We start from the raw sequence: 17,394 nt of genomic DNA, 5'->3' as shown, positions 1-17,394 counted from the left end.
GGTACCGCGGAAGTAGTGACTGCTGACTGCTTACACTTGGATTATCGGGGGGAGGCGGCGGGAGTTTCCTCCTCCTTTTTCCTCCGGATTTTTTCCGGAGCCCGCCGGCTCACCCGGGAAGCGGGGGGCCAGGTGCGGCCAGGGTGGCCACGGCGTGGCGAGGCGGAAAAAAGAAACCGGCCCCTCGAGGACCGCTCCGAGAGGAGCAGGACCGAGGAGCCGGTGGAAGAAACCCAGCGGCCGAAGCCGCGGGCCACTAACGCATGTTGTTGATGGTGGCCATCGCGATTTCGTTGAGCTTCTTGCTGATGTTCGACAGGAAGGCCACGGTCTCCTGCTGCTTCTGCAGGGCGTACTGGGCCATGGCGCGGTCCTTGTCGGCGCCCTCGAGACCGGCGAACAGCTTGTTGTTCGGGTCGACCTGCTGGTTCGAGTTGGCAACGGCGTTGCTCAGGTGCTTCGAGGCGCTACCGCTCAGTCCGTCCATGGCCATGGTGTCTTCTCCGCTGCGTAGAAGGGTGGGGGCGCTGCAGGGTTGGTGACTGCCTACACCCTGATTATCGGGGTGGGGCTCCGGGAGTTTCCTCCGATTTTCCGCTGAATTCCAGCCCTCCCCAGGTATTGGAGATGAAGGCACTCGCGGGTTAGGCTCCCGGCCGCCCGGTATCCGGGAGGGATCTGCACTGATGACGACCGACCCCAAGGCGATGGCGGCGACCGAGGCCACGAAGCCTCTGTCCGGGCCCGAGATGCTCGAGCGGGCCATGCAGGGTTTCCAGGCCTTCGAGCAGGGAAATTACGAAAACGCCCGCGCCATCTTCCAGGATCTGGCGGACCGAGATCAGGCCGAGGGCTACTACCGCACGGCGCTCGGGGCCGTTGCCCTGGCCGTGGACGACCTGGACGGGGCCCTGGCGCACCTGGACGAGGCCCTGCGCCTCAACCCCCAGGACAACGCCGCGCTCGTCAACCGGGGCGAGGTCCACCTGCGCCTGGGCAACATCCTCCAGGGGGCCAAGGACTTCGCCCGGGCGGTGGAGCTGGACCCCGAGGACAAAGATCCCCTGACCGCCCGGGCCCGGGTGCTGGCCGCCGCGGCGCTCCAGAGCGCCGAGGAGGCCCAGCGGGACTCCGGAGGCGGTACGGAGGGGTAACCCCCCTCGGAGCCAGGTGCCGGGCGCGTGCGTCGCGACCGGCGTGCAAGGGAGCGCGTCCCGGCCTCGGCTTGGGAACCGTGCCCGGTCTCGCTAGGATTGCAGGAAACCCATGTCAGCCCAGAGCAACAGCAACAGCTTCCTCTCCAAGTACTCCGACATCGTGCTGGCCTGCGTGGTGGTGGCGATCATCGGCATGATGATCGTCCCGCTGCCCACCCTGATGCTGGACGTGTTGCTCACCTTGAACATCAGCATCTCGGTGGTGCTGCTGCTCATCTCGCTGTACGTGCCCCAGGCGCTGCGGCTGTCGGTGTTCCCGACGCTCCTGCTCATCACCACGATGTACCGGCTGGCGCTCACCATCTCCACCACCCGGCTCATCCTGCTCACGGGAGATCCGGGCGAGGTGGTCGAGGCGTTCGGCCACTTCGTGGTTCAGGGCAACTTCGTCGTCGGTCTCGTCATCTTCGTCATCCTCGTCATCGTCAACTTCATCGTCATCTCCAAGGGCAGCGAGCGCGTGGCCGAAGTGGCCGCCCGTTTCACCCTGGACGCCATGCCCGGCAAGCAGATGTCCATCGACGCGGACATGCGCGCGGGCTCCATCGACCAGGAAGAGGGCAAGCGCAAGCGGCGCGACCTGGAGCGCGAGAGCCAGCTGTTCGGCGCCATGGACGGTGCGATGAAGTTCGTGAAGGGCGACGCCATCGCCAGCATCATCATCACCGTCATCAACATCGTCGGTGGCCTCGTCATCGGCGTGCTGCAGAAGGGCATGGACGTGGGGGCCGCGGCGCAGAAGTACACGCTGCTCACCATCGGCGACGGTCTGGTGGGCATGATCCCCGCCATCCTCATCTCCACCTGCGCCGGTATCATCGTGACGCGCGTGGGCGGCGACGAGGAGGGCAACCACCTGGGCAAGGACATAGGCACGCAGCTCACCGCGTACCCCAAGGCCATCGCCATCGCGGCGGCCATGCTCGTGGTGCTCGGCCTCATCCCCGGTCTGCCCAAGATTCCGTTCTTCACCCTCGGCGGCCTGGCCGGCTGGGGCGCCTGGTCGATGCTCAAGAAGGAGAACGCCGGCGCGGCGGGCGAGGACGGGCTCACCACCGGCGAGACGGCCCCGGGCGAGACGCCGGCCGCCACCGAGCCGCAGGCCAAGGAGCCCGTCAACCCGGACTCCGAGCTCTTCATCCCCGTCGTCACCCCCATCGTGCTGGAGGTCTCCGACGCCCTGGTGCCCTACGTGGACTCGCGCCAGGACAGCGGCAAGTTCCTCTTCGAGCTCATCCCCTTCATGCGCGACGGCCTCTTCGTGGAGATGGGCGTGCGCTTCCCCGGCGTGCGCGCCCGCGGCAACCCCAACCTGCCTCCCGGCTCGTACCAGGTCCAGCTCAACGAGGTCCCCGTCGTCACGGGCCAGGCCACCATCGGCCACGTGCTCGTCAACGATACGGTGGAGCGCCTCAAGCTGATGAACATCCAGGGCTTCGAGGCCATCAACCCGGCCACCCGCCAGCCCGCCGCGTGGGTCCCCGAGCAGTACAAGGACACGCTCGAGGCCGCCGGCCTCACCACCTGGGACGTGCCCGGCTACATCATCCTCCACCTGGCCGCCGTGCTGCGCCGCCAGGCCCGCGAGTTCGTCGGCGTCCAGGAGACGCAGTCGATGCTCGACCAGTTGGAGAAGGCCTTCCCCGCCATCGTCAAGGAAGTGGTCCCCAAGGTCGTCACCGTGCTCAAGCTCACGGACATCCTGGGGCGCCTCGTCGAGGAGGAGATCTCCATCCGCGACATGCGCGGCATCCTCCAGGCCCTCGCCGAGTACGGCCAGGTCGAGGCCGACAACGTCATGCTCACCGAGCACGTGCGCTCCAGCCTGCGGCGCTACGTGTCCCACAAGTTCGCCCGCGGCACCGGCACCCTCGTCGTCTACCTGTTGGATCCGCAGATCGAGGAGGCCATCCGCGGCTCCATCAAGCGCACCTCGGCGGGTACCCACCTGGCGCTCGAGCCGGACATCGCCCAGGAGATCGTCCAGGCCGTGAAGTCCGAGTGCGGCCACCTGCCGCCCAGCGCCCAGCGCCCCGTCATCCTCACCGCGATGGACATCCGGCGCTACGTGCGCAAGCTGCTCGAGTTCGAGTTCAACCCGCCCTTCTCCGTCGTCAGCTTCCAGGAGCTGTCCCCGGACCTCAACATCCAGCCGGTGGCCCGCATCTCCATCCGGTAGCTCCGCGGGTGCACGGCTCAGTCCCTCTCCTCGGAGAGGGACTCGCTCGGGGTGAACCCGGGTGGACGCGATACCCTCACCGCGACCCTCTCCCGAAGGGAGAGGGGACGTGGGGGCTGGGTTGATGCGGACGGCTCAGACGGAGAAGAGGGCGATCAGCACGCCCAACGCCACCAGGCCGATGGCGCCCAGCACCACCAGCGGGATGAAGCGCTTCACGTCCTTCTCCGGAGTTTCCTCCGGCTCGTCGCGGCGCATGGGCATCGGCGCCGGCCTCACGGGCTCCGGCTCCGGCGCGGGCGGCTCCTCCGGCGCTGCCGCCACGGGCTCCTCGGCGGGGGCCTCTGGCTCCGCGGCCTGCGCGGGCTCGGCTTCCGTCTCCGCGGGCTTCTCGGTGGACGTGGCCGAGCGCTTCCCCGAGGACGTGCGCTCCTTCGCGGCCGGCAGCGGGTGCGTGGAGCTCGACTCGTCTCCCGACACCGACGCCGAGGCCACTTCCGCCGCCAGCACCTCGGCCTGCTCCTCGGGCGCCTCGGACGGGCAGACATAGACGAAGCGCACTCCGCCCACTTCCAGCTCGTCCCCGTCCCGCAGCAGCTTGCGCGAGGCGCGCTTGCGGTTGACCTTGATGCCGTTGCGGCTGCCCAGGTCCTCCACGTGCGTGCCGGACCAGTCGCGCCGCACCTTCACGTGCTGCCGGGAGATGAGATCGTCCCGGAAGATGACGTCCGCCGACTCGTCCCGGCCGATGACGAACTCCTGGGCGTCGGTGATCTCCAGCCGCTCGCCCTCGCGCGGGCCGTTCATCACCCGGAGGTAGCGCTCCTCGCCACCGGACAGGCCCCGCATCACGTCCTTCACCATGTTGCGGGCGACGAAGGACGTCTTCTGCGACTCCACGTCGTGCGGCAGCTCCGCCACCTTGTCGAAGCGGATGTCGAACTGGGCGATGACGATGACGTCGCCATTGCGCAGCAGCCGCTTCTCGCCCTTGGGCAGCGGCTTGCCGTTCACCTGCGTGCCGTAGGCGCTGCCCAGGTCCTCCAGGAAGAAGAGGTTGCCCTCCTGGGTGATGCGGGCGTGGCTGCGCGACACGGCCTGCTGCGCCAGCACCACCTGGCAGCTCTTGTCGCGGCCCAGGGTGATGACGGACTCGTCGAGGACGTGCTCGGTGGGAGTGCCACCGGCCTCACTGCTCTGTTTGACCGTAAGCCTGACGCTCATCGCGATGGCGGGGGGGAATCGATGCGTGGGGGGCTAGTACGACCGGGCGCCGAGGAACTTCTCGCACTTTTCGGCCTCGGAGGGGAACTCCTCCACCGAGACGTACTTGAGGAAGTTCTTGCAGGCGACCTCCGCGGACGGGCGCTTCTGGGCGTCCGAGTACAGCAGGAACAGGCCGTAGTGGCAGGGGGCGAACTTGCCGTCCAGCTTGACGCACTCCTTGTAGGTGCGCTCCTCCTCGGACAGCAGGCCGCGCTCCTTGTACTTGAGGCCCAGCTCGTAGAGGGCCGCCGGCGAGTTCTCCGCCTTCTGCGTGTCGCGGTACTCCTTCAGGGCCGAGTCGGTGAGGGCCGCCTTGCGCTGGGCGATGCTCAGGTTGTTGAGGCACTGCGGATGGTCGGCCTTGAGGGCCACGCAGCTGGCGAAGGACTGCCGGGCCTCCTCGAAGCGGCTGAGCTCCATCAGCACCGCGCCCAGGTTGTTCCACCACTCGGGGTTGAGGTCGGGGGCGATCGTGACGCTCTTGCGCATCTCGTCCACCGCCTCTTCCTTGAGCTCCTGGCGGTACTTCACCACGCCGAGGTCGTGGTGGGCCTGGGCGTTGTTGGGGTCCACGACCAGCAGGGTCATGAGCTCCTTGTCCGCCTTGTCCAGCTTGCCCAGGTTGATGAAGGTGAGCGCCAGGTTGTAGCGGGCCTCGACGTAGTCGGGGTTCACCTTGAGCGCGCGCTGGAAGCTGTCGTGCGCCTTTCCGTACGCGCCCTCGTCCAGGTAGATGCGGCCGAGGTTCATGTAGGCCGCCGCGTGATCCTGGTTGAAGCGGATGGCCTTGATGAGGAACTCCTTGGCCTTGGGCTTGTCGCCCGCGTACAGGGCGATGAGGCCCTTGTTGGACCACAGGTCCGCGTACTGGGGGGCGAACTCCAGACCCAGGTCGCAATAAACCTCGGCCTGCTTGAGGTCTCCCTTGCTGATTTCCTGGGCGCACAGCTCGTTGTTGACGAGCGCGCGGTCGGAGGGAGGCGGGGTGTTGATGCAGCCGGAGGCCAGGAGCAGGGGGATGGCGAGCGCGGAGCGGAGGGAAGGCATGATCGCCGGGAGTGTAGGAGATGCCCCCCACCGGGATCAACGCCTTGAACGGGGAGTAATCCTTGCGGTTTCGGTGGTTTAGCCGCCGCCAGAGGGACGCTAGAGTCCAGCGCCATGCGCTCGTTCTGCTCCGCCCTTGCCCTCCTGGCGGCCCTCTTCCTGGCCGCTCCCGCCCACGCCCAGTTCGCCAACCGCAGCCTCGGCCTGTCGGCGGGCTACATGAACTTCAACAACACGGCGAGTCTCAACAGCACCGTGTTCCTCGGCTTCGACGCCAGCCTCTACATCGAGAGCGGCTTCGAGGTCGTCTCGCTCACCAAGCTCGCCTTCCCGTACGATCCGATCAGCGAGAAGCGCGTGGTGGGTCTCGCTCCCTCGCTCGGTATCCGCTACCTCTTCCTGGAGGAGGGCATCCGCCCCTACCTCGGCGCGGACCTGAGCTACCTGCACATCTTCAAGGACTCGGGCGAGCAGAACTTCTTCGGCGTGGGGCCCAACGCGGGCGTGGAGTTCTTCGTGTCCGACTCCATCAGCCTGGGGGCGCGGGCGCAGTTCAACGCATACCTGTCGCTGGATGAGGCGGTGCAGACCTCGCTCATCCTGTCCGCGGGCACCTCCGTCTACTTCTAGGTTCTAGGCCACCGCGCGAGTCCCGACCCGGGGCTGCTGGGCTCCGGGGGCGGGGACGAGGGCCGCGGCCACCAGCAGCGTCCACTTCTCGTCCGAGAGGTGGGCCGGCTTCTCCATGCCCAGCAGCTCCTGCAGCTTCGTGCCGAGCGCGGAGAAGACCCGCAGGCGCGCCTCCATCCGCAGCTCCTCGCGGCGCAGGACGACGGAGAGCACCAGCTCGCGCACGTCGGCGCTCAGCCGCTTCACCCGCGAGACGAAGAGGGGATCCGCCAGCAGCCCCTCGCCGGCCGACACGCCGATGGCCGAGGGCGGCTTGAGACGCCGCTCGCGCACCACGATGGTGCCGGCGAGCATGTCCCCCAGCCGCTGGTGCGAGCCGGACAGGAGCGCCGCCACTCCGCCCACCAGGTAGAGCAGGGGCAGGCGATCCACCGGCCGCGCCAGGTTGCGCAGCGCGGCGTGATAGAAGCCGATGCGCACCCCGCTCTGCTGGATGACGCGCAGGCCGAACACCCGCTTGCCCACCGTGCGGCCACTCCAGGCCGTCTCCAGGGTGATGCCGTAGCCCCAGTCCACCAGGAAGTAGAGGACGATGCCCAGGGCGCTGGCGAAGCCGGGGACCACCACGCTCACCGTGCCCAGGAACATGAGGAGCATGCCCGTCCCGAAGAGGACGATGACCGTGTCCAACAGCCACGCGAGGAAGCGCGAGTAGATGCCCGCCAGGGTGAAGCGGAACTCCACGTACTCGGGCGTGAGCACGGTATGGGTGCCGTCGAGAAGGGGTTCGGGCGTGTCCGTCACGGCTCCAGTCTAGGCCGGAGACGCGCCGGACGTATTGGCGGAGTGTTTCCCCGTGTCTTCCAGTGGTTCCACGGGTGGGTTCACGCCGCCCGCTTGTACCGCTCGTAGACGTGCTGGAAGACGGCCCCCGACTTCGCCTTGAAGACCTCCGGTGTGTAGGCGCGGGGGAGTCCTCCATCGAGCACGTCCGCGATGGCGCTGCGCACACGGGCACGGGTGGAGAGCACACTTCCGTCGTTCTTTTACCGCGCTCCGCACCCGGTAGCCTCGGGGGCGTTCCTGGAGAAGGGCCATGGCCATACCCTGATGGGCGGCTCGGGCGAGGAAGACCCAAGGGGTCCAATGGAGCTTCCCCCTGGAAGCGCGGAGCGAGCAGGTGGCGGGGCGTGGAAGCTACGGAGAGGCGGTGAGCAGGGCCGAAAGCAGCGTGTGCCACTGCCACAGGCGCAGTTCAGGCTTGCTCGTCCGGTAGGAGCGTCAGCAGCAACTCGTCGTCGGGGCCGAGCGGGCGCCAACCGGGCGGCGGCGGTGTGGCGAGGAGCGTTGTTCTGGCCTGCCTGGCGCGCTCCTTGTGGGTTTCTGGGGTGAAGGCAATCCAAGCGCCGAGTGCATGGGCGACATCGAAACGGTTGGCGTCGTCCAGCACCGACGGCCAGCCGCTTGGGAGGCACGAGCACAGTTCGCGCACGAGTTGTCCGCGCACAAGGCGTGTGACCTGATTGTTCCGCTCCGCTTCGGCCACCAGTCCGCTGAACACCTGCACTCCGGCGATATCGTCCGGACCCAGCTCTTCGGCCAACGCCACCAGCGAAGCGGTAGGGCGTGCCTCGGCGAAGGCGGTGAGCGAATCGTAGCCGTGGGCGCGGACCCGCTCATACAAGCGGGCCTTCCAATTGCCCTCCCAGGAACGGTCCTCGCTCATCATCCACCCCAGCGCGTGAAATTCATCGGGAGCCTGTACACCTTCATACGCTCCGCGACGATCTTCAGGATCTCATTCCGCGTCAACATGCGTCCTGCCGTGACCTCGGCTTCGCTCAGCGTCTCCATGATCATCCGGTTCCATTCCCCGGCCCACGTGCGGCCCAGCTTCCAGTCGCCACCGCCATGGATGGCCTCGTGGTGCGCCTGCTCCATCTCGACGCAGAACTGGTCGATGTCCATCTCGCCGGTGAAGCCGCGCCGCTCGAACCACTCGCGGAACTCCTTCGGCAGGACGTGGTGCCGCGGTGGCTTGTTCATGCCGGCTCCCGTGCGGCTCGTCTGGCGCATGGCGCGCACCTCGGGCCCATCACCGAGCGCCTCGCGCACGCCCCTGGGCAGTGCGTCGTGCGACTGCGCCATCATCACCTGGCCAGCCTGAATCCGGACGGCCGCGCTGACGACGGGAAGGGAGAGCAGTCCCGCGCGCACCAAGTGGCGCATCATCTCCACCCACTCGGCGGACACGACAATCCGCGTGCCCATCATGACGCCGTCGCTTCCCACCGAGAGGCCCATGCCGAGCAGGACGGGAGCGGACGGAGGCACCGAGGGCAGCGAGAACCTCATCGCCGAGAGCATCGTGAGTGCCTCGATGGCTTCCTTGAGCACCAGCACCTTCGCGATGTTCTCCGCCCCCTTGCGTACGGTCTCGATGGTCGTGGCCAGCTCGCCCGTGAGGTGGCCTACCAGGGCGGGGAGGTCTTGTGACGCGGCCTCGACCTGCCCGGGCTCCTGGGAGGCGAGTGCCGTCATGGCGGGCTCGAGCATCTCCCTCCAACGGTACATGCCCACCAGTAGTCTCTCCACGCTGTAGAGGTGCTGGGTGAGCACGGCGTCGGCGAACTGGAGGAAGTCGAGCCAGACGGCAAGCAGGAGCGAGCCCATCATGGCGGCCTCGAGCCGTGGGCCGGCCAGGCGCAGCAGGGCGAGCTGCATGTCCGGGTCTTCCACCTCCGAAGCGGCCTGGACCAGCCGGGTGGTGGCGGCGAGCTGGGCGTCAATCCATCGCAGTTGCTCGGCGCCGTAGTCGACGAAGGGGATGAAGACGCCGTTTACACCGGCGATGCCCCGCCCACTGGCCTTCAGTCTGGAGAGCTCGGCGGAGATGCGACGGGTGGAGCCCGATACGTCGAGAACGGCACCGCGAAACGCCAATTGGGCCGCGAGGGCGCTCTGCCGCGTGACCCTCTCCGCGTTGTCCAGGCCCTCCGCCGTCTCGTCCTCCCGAGAGGCTCGGCGCCGGTGCAACCGTTCCGGGCTCTTGGGCTCGGGTGGAGGAGCGGGGGCGCGCGGTGACTCAACACCCGGTCCTTCCTCCAACCCGGGCCCGGTGGCCTCACGCACCGTGTAACCCAGGTTCCTCTCTCGGCTGGGCAGTGGTGTCAGCGATACACAGCCCGTGGTTGGCAGGGCCATGGCGAGCAGCAGGACCACCCACCCCGGATGCGGATGCCATCTCATGTTGTCCTCTTTCTCCTCGCCGGGCCTCGTGGGCGAACCGGACTCCGTGAGAATATTTCCGGCGGCTCCGCGTCCCGAGCCGTACCCTAAGATGCCCGACACGGCGGGCACCCCGACTTCGACCCGCCGCCATCCCCTGGGAGGGGGAATCCGCATGCGTTTTGGTCCTCGCAGTCTCGCTGCCGCCCTGGTGCTGTTCTCCGCCGGCTCCGCTTCCGCCGTGGAGCTGAACTATCAGTGGAAGAAGGGAGATGTTCACCGCTTCCAGTACGAGGATGACTCGACCATCGAGATGGCGATGCCCGGCGGTATGGGCGGCATGCCCGGCATGCAGATGCCCGGCATGAACATGGGCGCCGGTGGCATGAAGATGCGCATGAAGGTCCAGTCCACCTTCAGCCAGAAGGTGCTCGCCGTGCGGCCGGACGGCACCGCCGAGATGGAGCTCACCCTCGAGAAGATGGACCTCATCCAGGGGGACAAGCGCATCAGCACGCTCGACAAGATTCCGGCCGCCGCCAAGAACGTGAAGGCCGAGGTGGACCGCAAGGGCCACGCGAAGTTCTTCCGCATGGTGACCGTCTACATGCAGGAGGGCCGCACCATCGTGGGCGTGCGCAACGTCGTCAGCGCGGGGCCCAACGGCGCTCGCGCCCAGGCCTCGATGACCGCGGGCGACAAGCAGGTCACCGTGGTGGCCGCCGTGGACGCGAAGTCCGGCACCATCTCGCTCGCCATGGATGAGAAGAAGGCGCCGCCCCCGGCCCTCAAGGCGGTGAAGGTGAAGGAGGAGGACCCCGGCGTGGACGTCCTCCCCAAGCAGATCTTCGAGATGATGGTCCTCCCCGAGGGCGACATGGCCCCCGGCAGCCGCGTGGAGGTCACCACTCCCATGGGCGCCATGGCCACCACCCTCGCCGAGATGGACAGCACCGTGGCCCAACTCCACACCACCGTGGCCCAGAAGGTCGAGGCTCCCGCCGGGGCCGGCTCCGAGCAGGCCGCCGGTGACGAGGACGAGGGCTCCGCTCAGGCCAACATGGGCGGCATGAACATGGGCGGCGGCATGAACATGGGCGGCGGCATGGGCAACGGCGCGGGCGCGATGGGCATGAAGATGGACGTCGACGTGACGGCCGGCTTCGACGTGGCCGCCGGCCGGCTCATCCGCATCGAGGGCACTCAGTCCATGGACCAGTCCTCGGGCGGCATGGGCGGCATGAAGACGACCTCGCGCTTCGCCCTGCAGCGGCTGTAATCAGGCGCCACCCGCTCAGACTTCCAGACGTCCAGAAGTAATTGTGCGTTTTAGATGCATAATAAGTTCTGGACGTCCAGAAGTGAGGGGGCCGGTTACCCGCGGCCCCTTCAGTCGGCCTTGAACTGGGCCGCCCCGTCGTAGGTCTTGTCCGAGGCCGCGCCGGGCAGGGTGTCCTCGAGCGTCTGGCCGTCCGAGGCCGTCACCCGTACCTTGATGGAGCCGGTGCCCATGCCGCTGGTCTCGACGAAGTAGTTGTAGCTCTCGCGCTTCACGTTCACCCAGGCACCGTTCTTCCAGTACTCGAGCTTCGTCACCGGCAGACGGTGGTTGAGCACCTGGATGGCGGTCCAATACTGCGAGCTGCCGTCCTTGAAGTGGTAGCGGATGGGCCCCTGCACGTCGCACGGCACCATGTGCCAGCGCACGTTCACGCGGCCATCCACGGGGTTGGCGATTTTCGCGAAGGCCTCGCGGCTCAGGTCCAGGTGACCCTTGTCCGGGCAGTCGGGGCACGAGTCCACGATGCGCACGCGCAGGTTTCCCTTGGGGCCTTCGATCTCCACGCACGCGCCGCACACCGCGCTGTCCAGGTACTGGCCGATGTTCATCGCCGCCACGTCCAGGTTGCTGGTGGGCTCGAAGCTGCAATTGCCCGAGCCATCCGCGTCGTAGAAGGTGATGAGGCCATCCTGGATCGCGCCCAGGGCACGCAGGGCCTCGCCCGCGTCGGTGGGACCACATGCCGCCAGCAGCGGGAGCAGGACCGCCGCGAACCAACGGGCGGAAGCGGGCTTCTCGATGCGCATGACCGGAGCTCCTCTCGGAAGGGAAGGGGGCCGGGAGTGTAGCGCGTCCGGGGTGCCTGGCTCCGGGCTCGTGCGTGTCCGTGTCCGTCCGGTTGCTTGCCCCGGGAGCGGCTCCCCGGAGAGGGACCGGGCGGGTGTCCAGGCGCGGCCCAGGCTCGCTCCGCCCCCACTCGGAGTGTTAGACCGGGACCTTCCCCCGACGTCCTCCGCGAGACCCGCGGCTCCCCCCCAGACACGCGATGGCAGCGACCCCTGTCCCCGAAGTGGAGACTCGCAGCGTGGAGCCCGGCTCGCAGGTGCCCGCTCCTCCTCCCGAGGTGAAGGCCGAAGCGAAGGGCGCGGTGCCGCCGCGAGGTGTCCCGCTCTTCACGCGCCTGTTCCTCCTCATCCTGCTCTGTGCGCTGCCTCCGCTGGTGGGGCTGGGCTGGAAGATGATGGACACCAACGCGGACGCCCTCGAGGAGCTCGTCCGCCACCTGCACCGCTCCATCGTCGGAGACGTGCGGCGCTCGGTGCGCGGCGAGCTGGCTCGCGTCGAGCAGGACCTCGAGGGCATCGGCCAGCTCCTCTTCGCGCCCGGGCTGGGCGATGACGCCACGCGCTTCGCCCTCGTGGGCACCCGCGTGGCCGCCCTGGGCAACATGGACTTCGTCACCCTCTACGCCCCGAGCGGCCAGAGCGTGACGACCGTGAAGGCGGACGAGGTGCCCGCTCCGAAGCTCGCCTCCCGGTTGGAGCCGGCGCTCCTCCAGACCCTCGCCTCCCGTGGGCACCTGGTGGTCCAGGACGTGCGCACCAGCGCGCTGGGCGGACCGGTGCTCGAGGTGTTCTTCCCCATCGTCCGGGAGGGCTCCGTGCGTGCCATCCTCGGCACCCAGGTGAAGCTCGGCGAGTTGTGCTCGCTCATGGGCGAGCTGGGCGAGAAGTTCCTCGGCTCGCGCGAGAACGTCTTCGTCGTGGACCGGCAGCGGCGGCTCGTGCTCCACGCGGATCCGGCCCGCGTCGCGGCCCGCGAGGACTTCTCCACCCATGGCCTCTTCGCCGCGCTGAGCGGGGACTCGTCCTTCAGCACGGACATGGCCGCCGTCTCGGACTTCCAGCTGGGAGGACAGGAGATGGTCGGCTCGCTGGAGGCCCTCTCCGAGTACGGCTGGGCGGTGGCGGTGCAGCAGCCCCAGTCGGTGGCGTACGCGTCCCTGTCCGAGATGCGCCGGTCCATCCTCACCGCGCTCGCGGTGGCCGCGCTGGTGGCGCTCGTCGTGGGCCTGCTCGGCGCCCGGCAGCTCACCCGGCCCATCCGCGACCTGGTGGCGGCGACCCAGGCCCTCGCCGAGCGCACCTTCCGCGGCGTGGGCGAGCGCGTCACCCGCCGCGCGGACGAGCTGGGCACCCTGGGCCGCGCCTTCGACACCATGGCCGTCACGCTGGAGGCCAAGGAGCGTGAGGTCGTCACCCAGACGCAGGTGCGCGCCGCCCTCAGCCGCTACCTGTCTCCGGACGTGGTGGACCTCGTGGTGTCCAACCCGGACCAGCTGCGGCTCGGGGGCGAGCGCCGCGAAGTGACGATCTTCTTCGCGGACGTGGTGGGCTTCACGAAGCTCTCCGAGTCCCAGCCTCCCGAAATCATCGTCGCGCTGCTCAACGAGCTGTTCACCTTCGCCACGGAGATCATCCAGCGGCGCGGGGGCATCATCGACAAGTTCATCGGCGACTGCATCATGGCGGTGTGGGGCTCGCCCCGGTCCCATCCGGACGACGCGCTGCGCGCCGTGCAGGCGGCCGAGGATCTGCGCCGCTGGCTCGACGTGGGCAACCGCCGCTGGCGCGCGCGCTGGGGCATCGAAATCCAGCTGGCCATCGGCGTGCACACCGGCCCCGCCGTGGCGGGCAACGTCGGCAGTGAGAAGCGCATGGAGTACACCGTCATTGGCGACACGGTGAACGTGGCCGCGCGCATCGAGTCCATGGCCCAACCGGGGCAGATCCTCGTCAGCGAGTCCACGCGCGAGCGCATCGGCGAGAGCGGGATGGATCTGGTGCCCGCCGGTGAGCGCAAGCTGCACGGCCGCACCGCCGCCACCCGCATCTACGAGGTGCCGCTCTGATGCTCCAGCCGGGCCAGGTCATCGCCGGGCGCTTCCGTGTCCTGCGGGCGCTCGGCGAGGGAGGCATGGGCGCCGTCTACGAGGTGGAGCAACTCGGCCTCGGCCGCCACGTGGCCCTCAAGGTGATGCACCCGCACATCGCCAGCGCCCCCGGCTTCTCCGAGCGCTTCCAGCGCGAGGCCCATGTGCTCGCCCGCCTGCACCACCCCGGCTCCGTGGAGGTGTACGACTACGGGCTCGACGCTGGCTTCCTCTTCCTCGCCATGGAGCTCGTCTCCGGCGAGACGGTGGACGCGCTGCTGCAGCGCGAGGGCTCCCTGCCGGTGCCGCGCGCGGTGGGCCTCGCCGTGCAGGTGCTGGAGGTGCTGGAGGCCGCGCATGCGCTCGGCATCGTCCACCGCGACCTCAAGCCCGCCAACCTCTTCCTCGAGGCCCACCTGAACGGCGAGCGCGTGAAGGTGCTCGACTTCGGCCTGGCCGCGCTCGGCGGAGAGCTCAACGCGCGCCTCACCCAGGAAGGCATGGCCGTGGGCACCCCGGGCTTCATGTCTCCCGAGCAGATGCGCGGGCTGCCGCTGGATGGGCGCAGCGACCTCTACTCGCTGGGCTGCGTGCTCTACGAGTTGCTCACCGGCATGCCTCCCTTCCCGGTGATGGCCTCGGCCGAGGTGGCCGTCGCGCACCTCTACAAGCCCATTCCCTCGTTCCGCGAGGCCCGGCCGGAGCTCTCGTTCCCCGAGCGCCTCGAGGCCGTGGTGATGAAGGCGCTGGAGAAGCTCCCCGGCGCGCGTCCGGCGGATGCGGCGGCGCTGCGCCAGGAGTTGCTCTCCGTGCTCGCCGAGCCCGTGGGAGCCGCGCCGAAGAAGCGGGGCGAGGGCAAGAAGTCGGAGCGCGGGCTTGGGCTCGGGGTGCGGCTCGAGGTGCCCGTGCCGAGGCCCGTGGCCGGTGGCGCTCCCGTGGCCGTGCTGGCTCCGGCGCGGCAGTCGGCCGCCGGGAACACGCTGGTGATGTCGCTCGGCGCGTGTGGCTTCGAGGCGCGCCTGGCCTCGGAGGACGAGCCGCTTCGGGGCTTCGGTGCGCTGCTCGTCGTCGCGGACGGGCGCGAGTCGCTCGTGCGGGCGAGTGCCCTGGCCTCCCGACCGGGCTCCCCGCCGGTTTTGTTGTGTGGTCCCGCGGATGATTGGGACCTGGTCACGGGCGCGCTGGAGGGCGGGTTGTTCGACTTCGTCCCCCTGCCGCTCGATCCGATCGATCTGACCCGGAAGGTTTCGCGTGCTCAGAAGCTCAAGCGTTAAGGGGCTCCTCACGGCGCTCGCCCTGGTGGTGTGCATTCCCGCCGTGTGCATTCCCGCTGTCTCGTGGGCCCAGGAGGCCGCCCCCGAGGACGACGTGTACGTGGTGCAGCCAGGAGACACGTGCGGCAGCGTGGCGCGCAAGGTGTTCGGCGATGCGACGGTCGGCTCCGCGAAGCTGCACGCCCTCAACAAGATGGGTCCCCCGCCGCATCAGCTCAAGCCGGGCACGGTGCTGCGCCTCAAGGGAGACCCGGACGCGCGCCTCACCTTCATCCGCCCCGAGGTCAACTCCAAGCGGGCCGGCAAGGTGGATTGGCGCCAGGCGAACACCGGCCAGGGACTGTGGCGGCTGGACTCCGTCAACACGCTGCGCGAGGCCGGCGCCGAGGTGACGTTCCGAGATTTGACGCGGCTACAGATGAACGAGAACGCGCTCGTCGTCATCTACGGGCAGGCGCCCCAGGCGACGGACAAGGTGAAGAAGTCCGGTGCGGTGGAGCTGCTGCGGGGTGAGCTGAGCGTGTCGCTGGCGGAGCTGCGCGGCGAGCCCGTGGACGTGAAGATGCCGGCGGGCTCGGTGGCCGCGCGCTCGAAGAACATGCTCGTGGGTGTGGACGCGCAGCAGATGAGCCGCGTCTCCGTCTACGACGGCCAGGCCGAGGTGATCGCCCAGGGCCAGAGCGTCCAGGTGCCCAAGGACCACGGTACGCGCGTGGAGAAGGGCAAGGTGCCCGAGAAGCCGCGCCCGCTGCCCGAGGCTCCGGCCTGGGCGGGTGCGGAGCGCTCGGTGCGGGTGCTGCTGGACGACAAGGGCGTGGACGAGGCGCTGGCGTGGGCCCCCGTGAAGGAGGCGGCCTCGTACCGCGTGGAGCTCGCGCGCGACGAGCGCTTCAACGACAGGGTGCACGGCGAGACGGTGGCCGCGGGGCAGGAGCCGCTCGAGTCCGTGGCCCGCGCGCTGGCTCCCGGCAGGTACTTCGCCCGCGTGCGCGCCGTGGATGCCACGGGCCTGGTCGGCAAGGCCTCCGCCGTGCGGCAGGTGGAGGTGCTGCGCGTGAAGACGGATCGGGGCTCGGTGGGGCCGCGGGGCATCCGGGGCACGCTCGGGGTGGACCTCGCCCTGGAGGGAGCCGAGTCCCTGGACTTCCGCCTCGACGGCGCTCCCACGACGCATCCGGTGCACGTGGAGACCGTGGGCTCGCACACCGTGGAGCTGCTGCCGCGCGGCGTGCCCGACGCCCGTCCGGAGAAGCTGACGATCACGGTGCTGGCGCCTCGCGTGGACGTGGACCTGCAGCCCGTGGCCGATGCGTTCCAGGTGAAGGTCCGGGTGCTCGACGAGCAGGGCAATCCGTTGGAGGGGCCGTTCCCCGCGCTGACGCTGCGCGGGCTGTATGGCACCCAGGTGGAGGAGCCCCGGCGCCAGGCGGATGGCTCGCTGGTGGCGCGGGCGGTGCCGGGCACGCATGACGGGGAGCGCCTCGCCGCGCTGGAGGCCCTCTGGGGTGACACGCCCGTGCAGCAGGTGAAGTCCCAGGCCCAGGCGGCTCCCGTGCACGCTCCGGCTCCCGTGGCCGAGCTTCCTACTCCCGCCGTGCGGCCCTCCCCGGAGGAGGCCTCGCTGATGCCCCTGCTGGGTGCCCCCGCGGGAAGTCTCGTGGAGGCGGCTCCGCTGCCCACGGCCTTCCTGCCCCGGGCCTGGCTCTTCGAGCTGCGCGCGCAGCCCGAGCTGGGCTCCTCGGGCGTGGATCTCTCTCGCGGACGGACCACCCTCGCGATGGAGGGACGCGTGTCCGAGCGTGTGGCCCTGGGCGCGACCCTGGCGATGCGCCCCGGGCCCGCGACGGCGCTGTCCACCTCGCTGTCGGCCCGGGTGCGGCTGACGGATTCTCCGTCCTTCCGCCTGCTGCTCTCCTTCGATGGAACCCTGGCGGGCTCCGCGTTCGACGAGGAGGCTCGGGGGCTGCGGCTGCGCCCGGCACTGCTCGCGGGGACACGGTGGGGCCGCTGGGCCTTCTCCACCAGCCAGGGTTACGCCCTCCGGCCGGGTGGGGCGCGCGCTTCGTGGGACAGCGCATATCAGGCGTGGTTCCAGCCCATTCCCCGGCTGGCGCTCGGGGCCGAATTCGACGCGTTGATGGATGCCACGCCCCGCGAGCCCGGCCCGGTGGGCTACGCCGCTGGAGCCGGGGCCCGCCTGACGCTCGGCGGCTTCGAGCTGGGCACCTCGGTGCGCCGTGGCTTCGGCCCGGAGGGCGCGAGCGTCTGGGGCGGATGGAGTGGACAGGTGACACTCGGCTGGTCGGGCCTGCGTCCCGCTCAGCCGCAGTAGGCTCCGC

15 protein-coding genes are annotated in these 17,394 nt (G+C 69.2%); 7 read left to right on the top strand and 8 right to left on the bottom strand.

Features of this window, described 5'->3' with window-relative positions; translation table 11 throughout:
• Positions 1-256: 256 nt before the first annotated feature.
• A complete protein-coding gene (locus ACJ8AN_RS22180; protein WP_407753465.1) occupies positions 257-493 on the bottom strand; it encodes a hypothetical protein in 237 nt (78 codons plus the stop codon).
• Positions 494-686: 193 nt separating this feature from the next.
• Here ACJ8AN_RS22180 and ACJ8AN_RS22175 point away from each other — a divergent pair, with 193 nt between their 5' ends.
• Positions 687-1,154: a tetratricopeptide repeat protein gene (locus ACJ8AN_RS22175; protein ID WP_407757417.1), complete on the top strand. Its 468-nt coding sequence runs from the start codon at positions 687-689 to the stop codon at positions 1,152-1,154.
• 112 nt (positions 1,155-1,266) lie between these two features.
• Positions 1,267-3,396 carry a type III secretion system export apparatus subunit SctV gene (gene sctV / locus ACJ8AN_RS22170; protein WP_407757416.1) on the top strand — a complete coding sequence of 710 codons (2,130 nt, stop codon included), beginning with the start codon at positions 1,267-1,269 and terminating at the stop codon, positions 3,394-3,396.
• Positions 3,397-3,531: 135 nt separating this feature from the next.
• Here sctV and ACJ8AN_RS22165 read toward each other — a convergent pair whose 3' ends face one another.
• Together ACJ8AN_RS22165 and ACJ8AN_RS22160 are read right to left on the bottom strand one after the other, a co-directional pair.
• Positions 3,532-4,620 (bottom strand): FHA domain-containing protein, encoded by a 1,089-nt coding sequence (locus ACJ8AN_RS22165; protein WP_407757415.1) that lies wholly within the window; start codon positions 4,618-4,620, stop codon positions 3,532-3,534.
• 33 nt (positions 4,621-4,653) lie between these two features.
• Positions 4,654-5,709: a tetratricopeptide repeat protein gene (locus ACJ8AN_RS22160; RefSeq protein WP_407757414.1), complete on the bottom strand. Its 1,056-nt coding sequence runs from the start codon at positions 5,707-5,709 to the stop codon at positions 4,654-4,656.
• Positions 5,710-5,823: 114 nt separating this feature from the next.
• Here ACJ8AN_RS22160 and ACJ8AN_RS22155 point away from each other — a divergent pair, with 114 nt between their 5' ends.
• Positions 5,824-6,339 carry an outer membrane beta-barrel protein gene (locus ACJ8AN_RS22155; RefSeq protein ID WP_407757413.1) on the top strand — a complete coding sequence of 172 codons (516 nt, stop codon included), beginning with the start codon at positions 5,824-5,826 and terminating at the stop codon, positions 6,337-6,339.
• Between the two features lie 3 nt (positions 6,340-6,342).
• Here ACJ8AN_RS22155 and ACJ8AN_RS22150 read toward each other — a convergent pair whose 3' ends face one another.
• The 4 genes from ACJ8AN_RS22150 to ACJ8AN_RS22135 all read right to left on the bottom strand — a co-directional run bounded on the left by ACJ8AN_RS22150 (position 6,343) and on the right by ACJ8AN_RS22135 (position 9,375).
• Positions 6,343-7,143, bottom strand: coding sequence for an RDD family protein (locus ACJ8AN_RS22150; protein ID WP_407757412.1), 801 nt, complete (start codon positions 7,141-7,143; stop codon positions 6,343-6,345).
• Positions 7,144-7,223: 80 nt separating this feature from the next.
• Positions 7,224-7,370, bottom strand: coding sequence for a hypothetical protein (locus ACJ8AN_RS22145; protein WP_407757411.1), 147 nt, complete (start codon positions 7,368-7,370; stop codon positions 7,224-7,226).
• A gap of 224 nt (positions 7,371-7,594) precedes the next feature.
• The gene (locus ACJ8AN_RS22140) at positions 7,595-8,065 is read right to left on the bottom strand and encodes an NUDIX hydrolase (RefSeq protein WP_407757410.1); all 471 of its coding nucleotides are present in this window, start codon (positions 8,063-8,065) and stop codon (positions 7,595-7,597) included.
• A complete protein-coding gene (locus ACJ8AN_RS22135; RefSeq protein WP_407757409.1) occupies positions 8,065-9,375 on the bottom strand; it encodes a DUF2380 domain-containing protein in 1,311 nt (436 codons plus the stop codon). Before ACJ8AN_RS22135 ends, ACJ8AN_RS22140 begins: the two co-directional genes overlap by 1 nt.
• Positions 9,376-9,742: 367 nt before the next feature.
• On the opposite strand from ACJ8AN_RS22135, the gene ACJ8AN_RS22130 reads away from it, so the two are divergent.
• Positions 9,743-10,846, top strand: coding sequence for a hypothetical protein (locus ACJ8AN_RS22130; RefSeq protein ID WP_407757408.1), 1,104 nt, complete (start codon positions 9,743-9,745; stop codon positions 10,844-10,846).
• Between the two features lie 110 nt (positions 10,847-10,956).
• Here ACJ8AN_RS22130 and ACJ8AN_RS22125 read toward each other — a convergent pair whose 3' ends face one another.
• Positions 10,957-11,655: an expansin EXLX1 family cellulose-binding protein gene (locus ACJ8AN_RS22125; RefSeq protein ID WP_407757407.1), complete on the bottom strand. Its 699-nt coding sequence runs from the start codon at positions 11,653-11,655 to the stop codon at positions 10,957-10,959.
• A gap of 239 nt (positions 11,656-11,894) precedes the next feature.
• On the opposite strand from ACJ8AN_RS22125, the gene ACJ8AN_RS22120 reads away from it, so the two are divergent.
• The 3 genes from ACJ8AN_RS22120 to ACJ8AN_RS22110 are packed head-to-tail and all read left to right on the top strand — an operon-like array spanning position 11,895 to position 17,387.
• Positions 11,895-13,760: an adenylate/guanylate cyclase domain-containing protein gene (locus ACJ8AN_RS22120; protein ID WP_407757406.1), complete on the top strand. Its 1,866-nt coding sequence runs from the start codon at positions 11,895-11,897 to the stop codon at positions 13,758-13,760.
• Positions 13,760-15,055 carry a serine/threonine-protein kinase gene (locus ACJ8AN_RS22115; protein WP_407757405.1) on the top strand — a complete coding sequence of 432 codons (1,296 nt, stop codon included), beginning with the start codon at positions 13,760-13,762 and terminating at the stop codon, positions 15,053-15,055. The genes ACJ8AN_RS22120 and ACJ8AN_RS22115 overlap by 1 nt, the downstream gene beginning before the upstream one ends.
• Positions 15,033-17,387 (top strand): FecR domain-containing protein, encoded by a 2,355-nt coding sequence (locus ACJ8AN_RS22110; protein WP_407757404.1) that lies wholly within the window; start codon positions 15,033-15,035, stop codon positions 17,385-17,387. Before ACJ8AN_RS22115 ends, ACJ8AN_RS22110 begins: the two co-directional genes overlap by 23 nt.
• Positions 17,388-17,394: the final 7 nt, after the last annotated feature.

Source organism: Archangium sp. (assembly GCF_045802675.1).
Taxonomy (GTDB): domain Bacteria; phylum Myxococcota; class Myxococcia; order Myxococcales; family Myxococcaceae; genus Archangium.
The sequence above is the reverse complement of the archived record's forward strand: the minus strand, read 5'-3'. Positions and strand labels throughout refer to the sequence as shown.

Excerpts from the sequence above, each read along its gene's own strand:
- ACJ8AN_RS22165 (WP_407757415.1), bottom strand. The coding sequence starts at position 4,620 with ATGAGCGTCAGGCTTACGGTCAAACAGAGCAGTGAGGCCGGTGGCACT.
- sctV (WP_407757416.1), top strand. The coding sequence starts at position 1,267 with ATGTCAGCCCAGAGCAACAGCAACAGCTTCCTCTCCAAGTACTCCGAC.
- ACJ8AN_RS22115 (WP_407757405.1), top strand. The coding sequence starts at position 13,760 with ATGCTCCAGCCGGGCCAGGTCATCGCCGGGCGCTTCCGTGTCCTGCGG.
- ACJ8AN_RS22175 (WP_407757417.1), top strand. The coding sequence starts at position 687 with ATGACGACCGACCCCAAGGCGATGGCGGCGACCGAGGCCACGAAGCCT.
- ACJ8AN_RS22120 (WP_407757406.1), top strand. The coding sequence starts at position 11,895 with ATGGCAGCGACCCCTGTCCCCGAAGTGGAGACTCGCAGCGTGGAGCCC.
- ACJ8AN_RS22160 (WP_407757414.1), bottom strand. The coding sequence starts at position 5,709 with ATGCCTTCCCTCCGCTCCGCGCTCGCCATCCCCCTGCTCCTGGCCTCC.
- ACJ8AN_RS22125 (WP_407757407.1), bottom strand. The coding sequence starts at position 11,655 with ATGCGCATCGAGAAGCCCGCTTCCGCCCGTTGGTTCGCGGCGGTCCTG.
- ACJ8AN_RS22155 (WP_407757413.1), top strand. The coding sequence starts at position 5,824 with ATGCGCTCGTTCTGCTCCGCCCTTGCCCTCCTGGCGGCCCTCTTCCTG.
- ACJ8AN_RS22140 (WP_407757410.1), bottom strand. The coding sequence starts at position 8,065 with ATGAGCGAGGACCGTTCCTGGGAGGGCAATTGGAAGGCCCGCTTGTAT.
- ACJ8AN_RS22180 (WP_407753465.1), bottom strand. The coding sequence starts at position 493 with ATGGCCATGGACGGACTGAGCGGTAGCGCCTCGAAGCACCTGAGCAAC.
- ACJ8AN_RS22130 (WP_407757408.1), top strand. The coding sequence starts at position 9,743 with ATGCGTTTTGGTCCTCGCAGTCTCGCTGCCGCCCTGGTGCTGTTCTCC.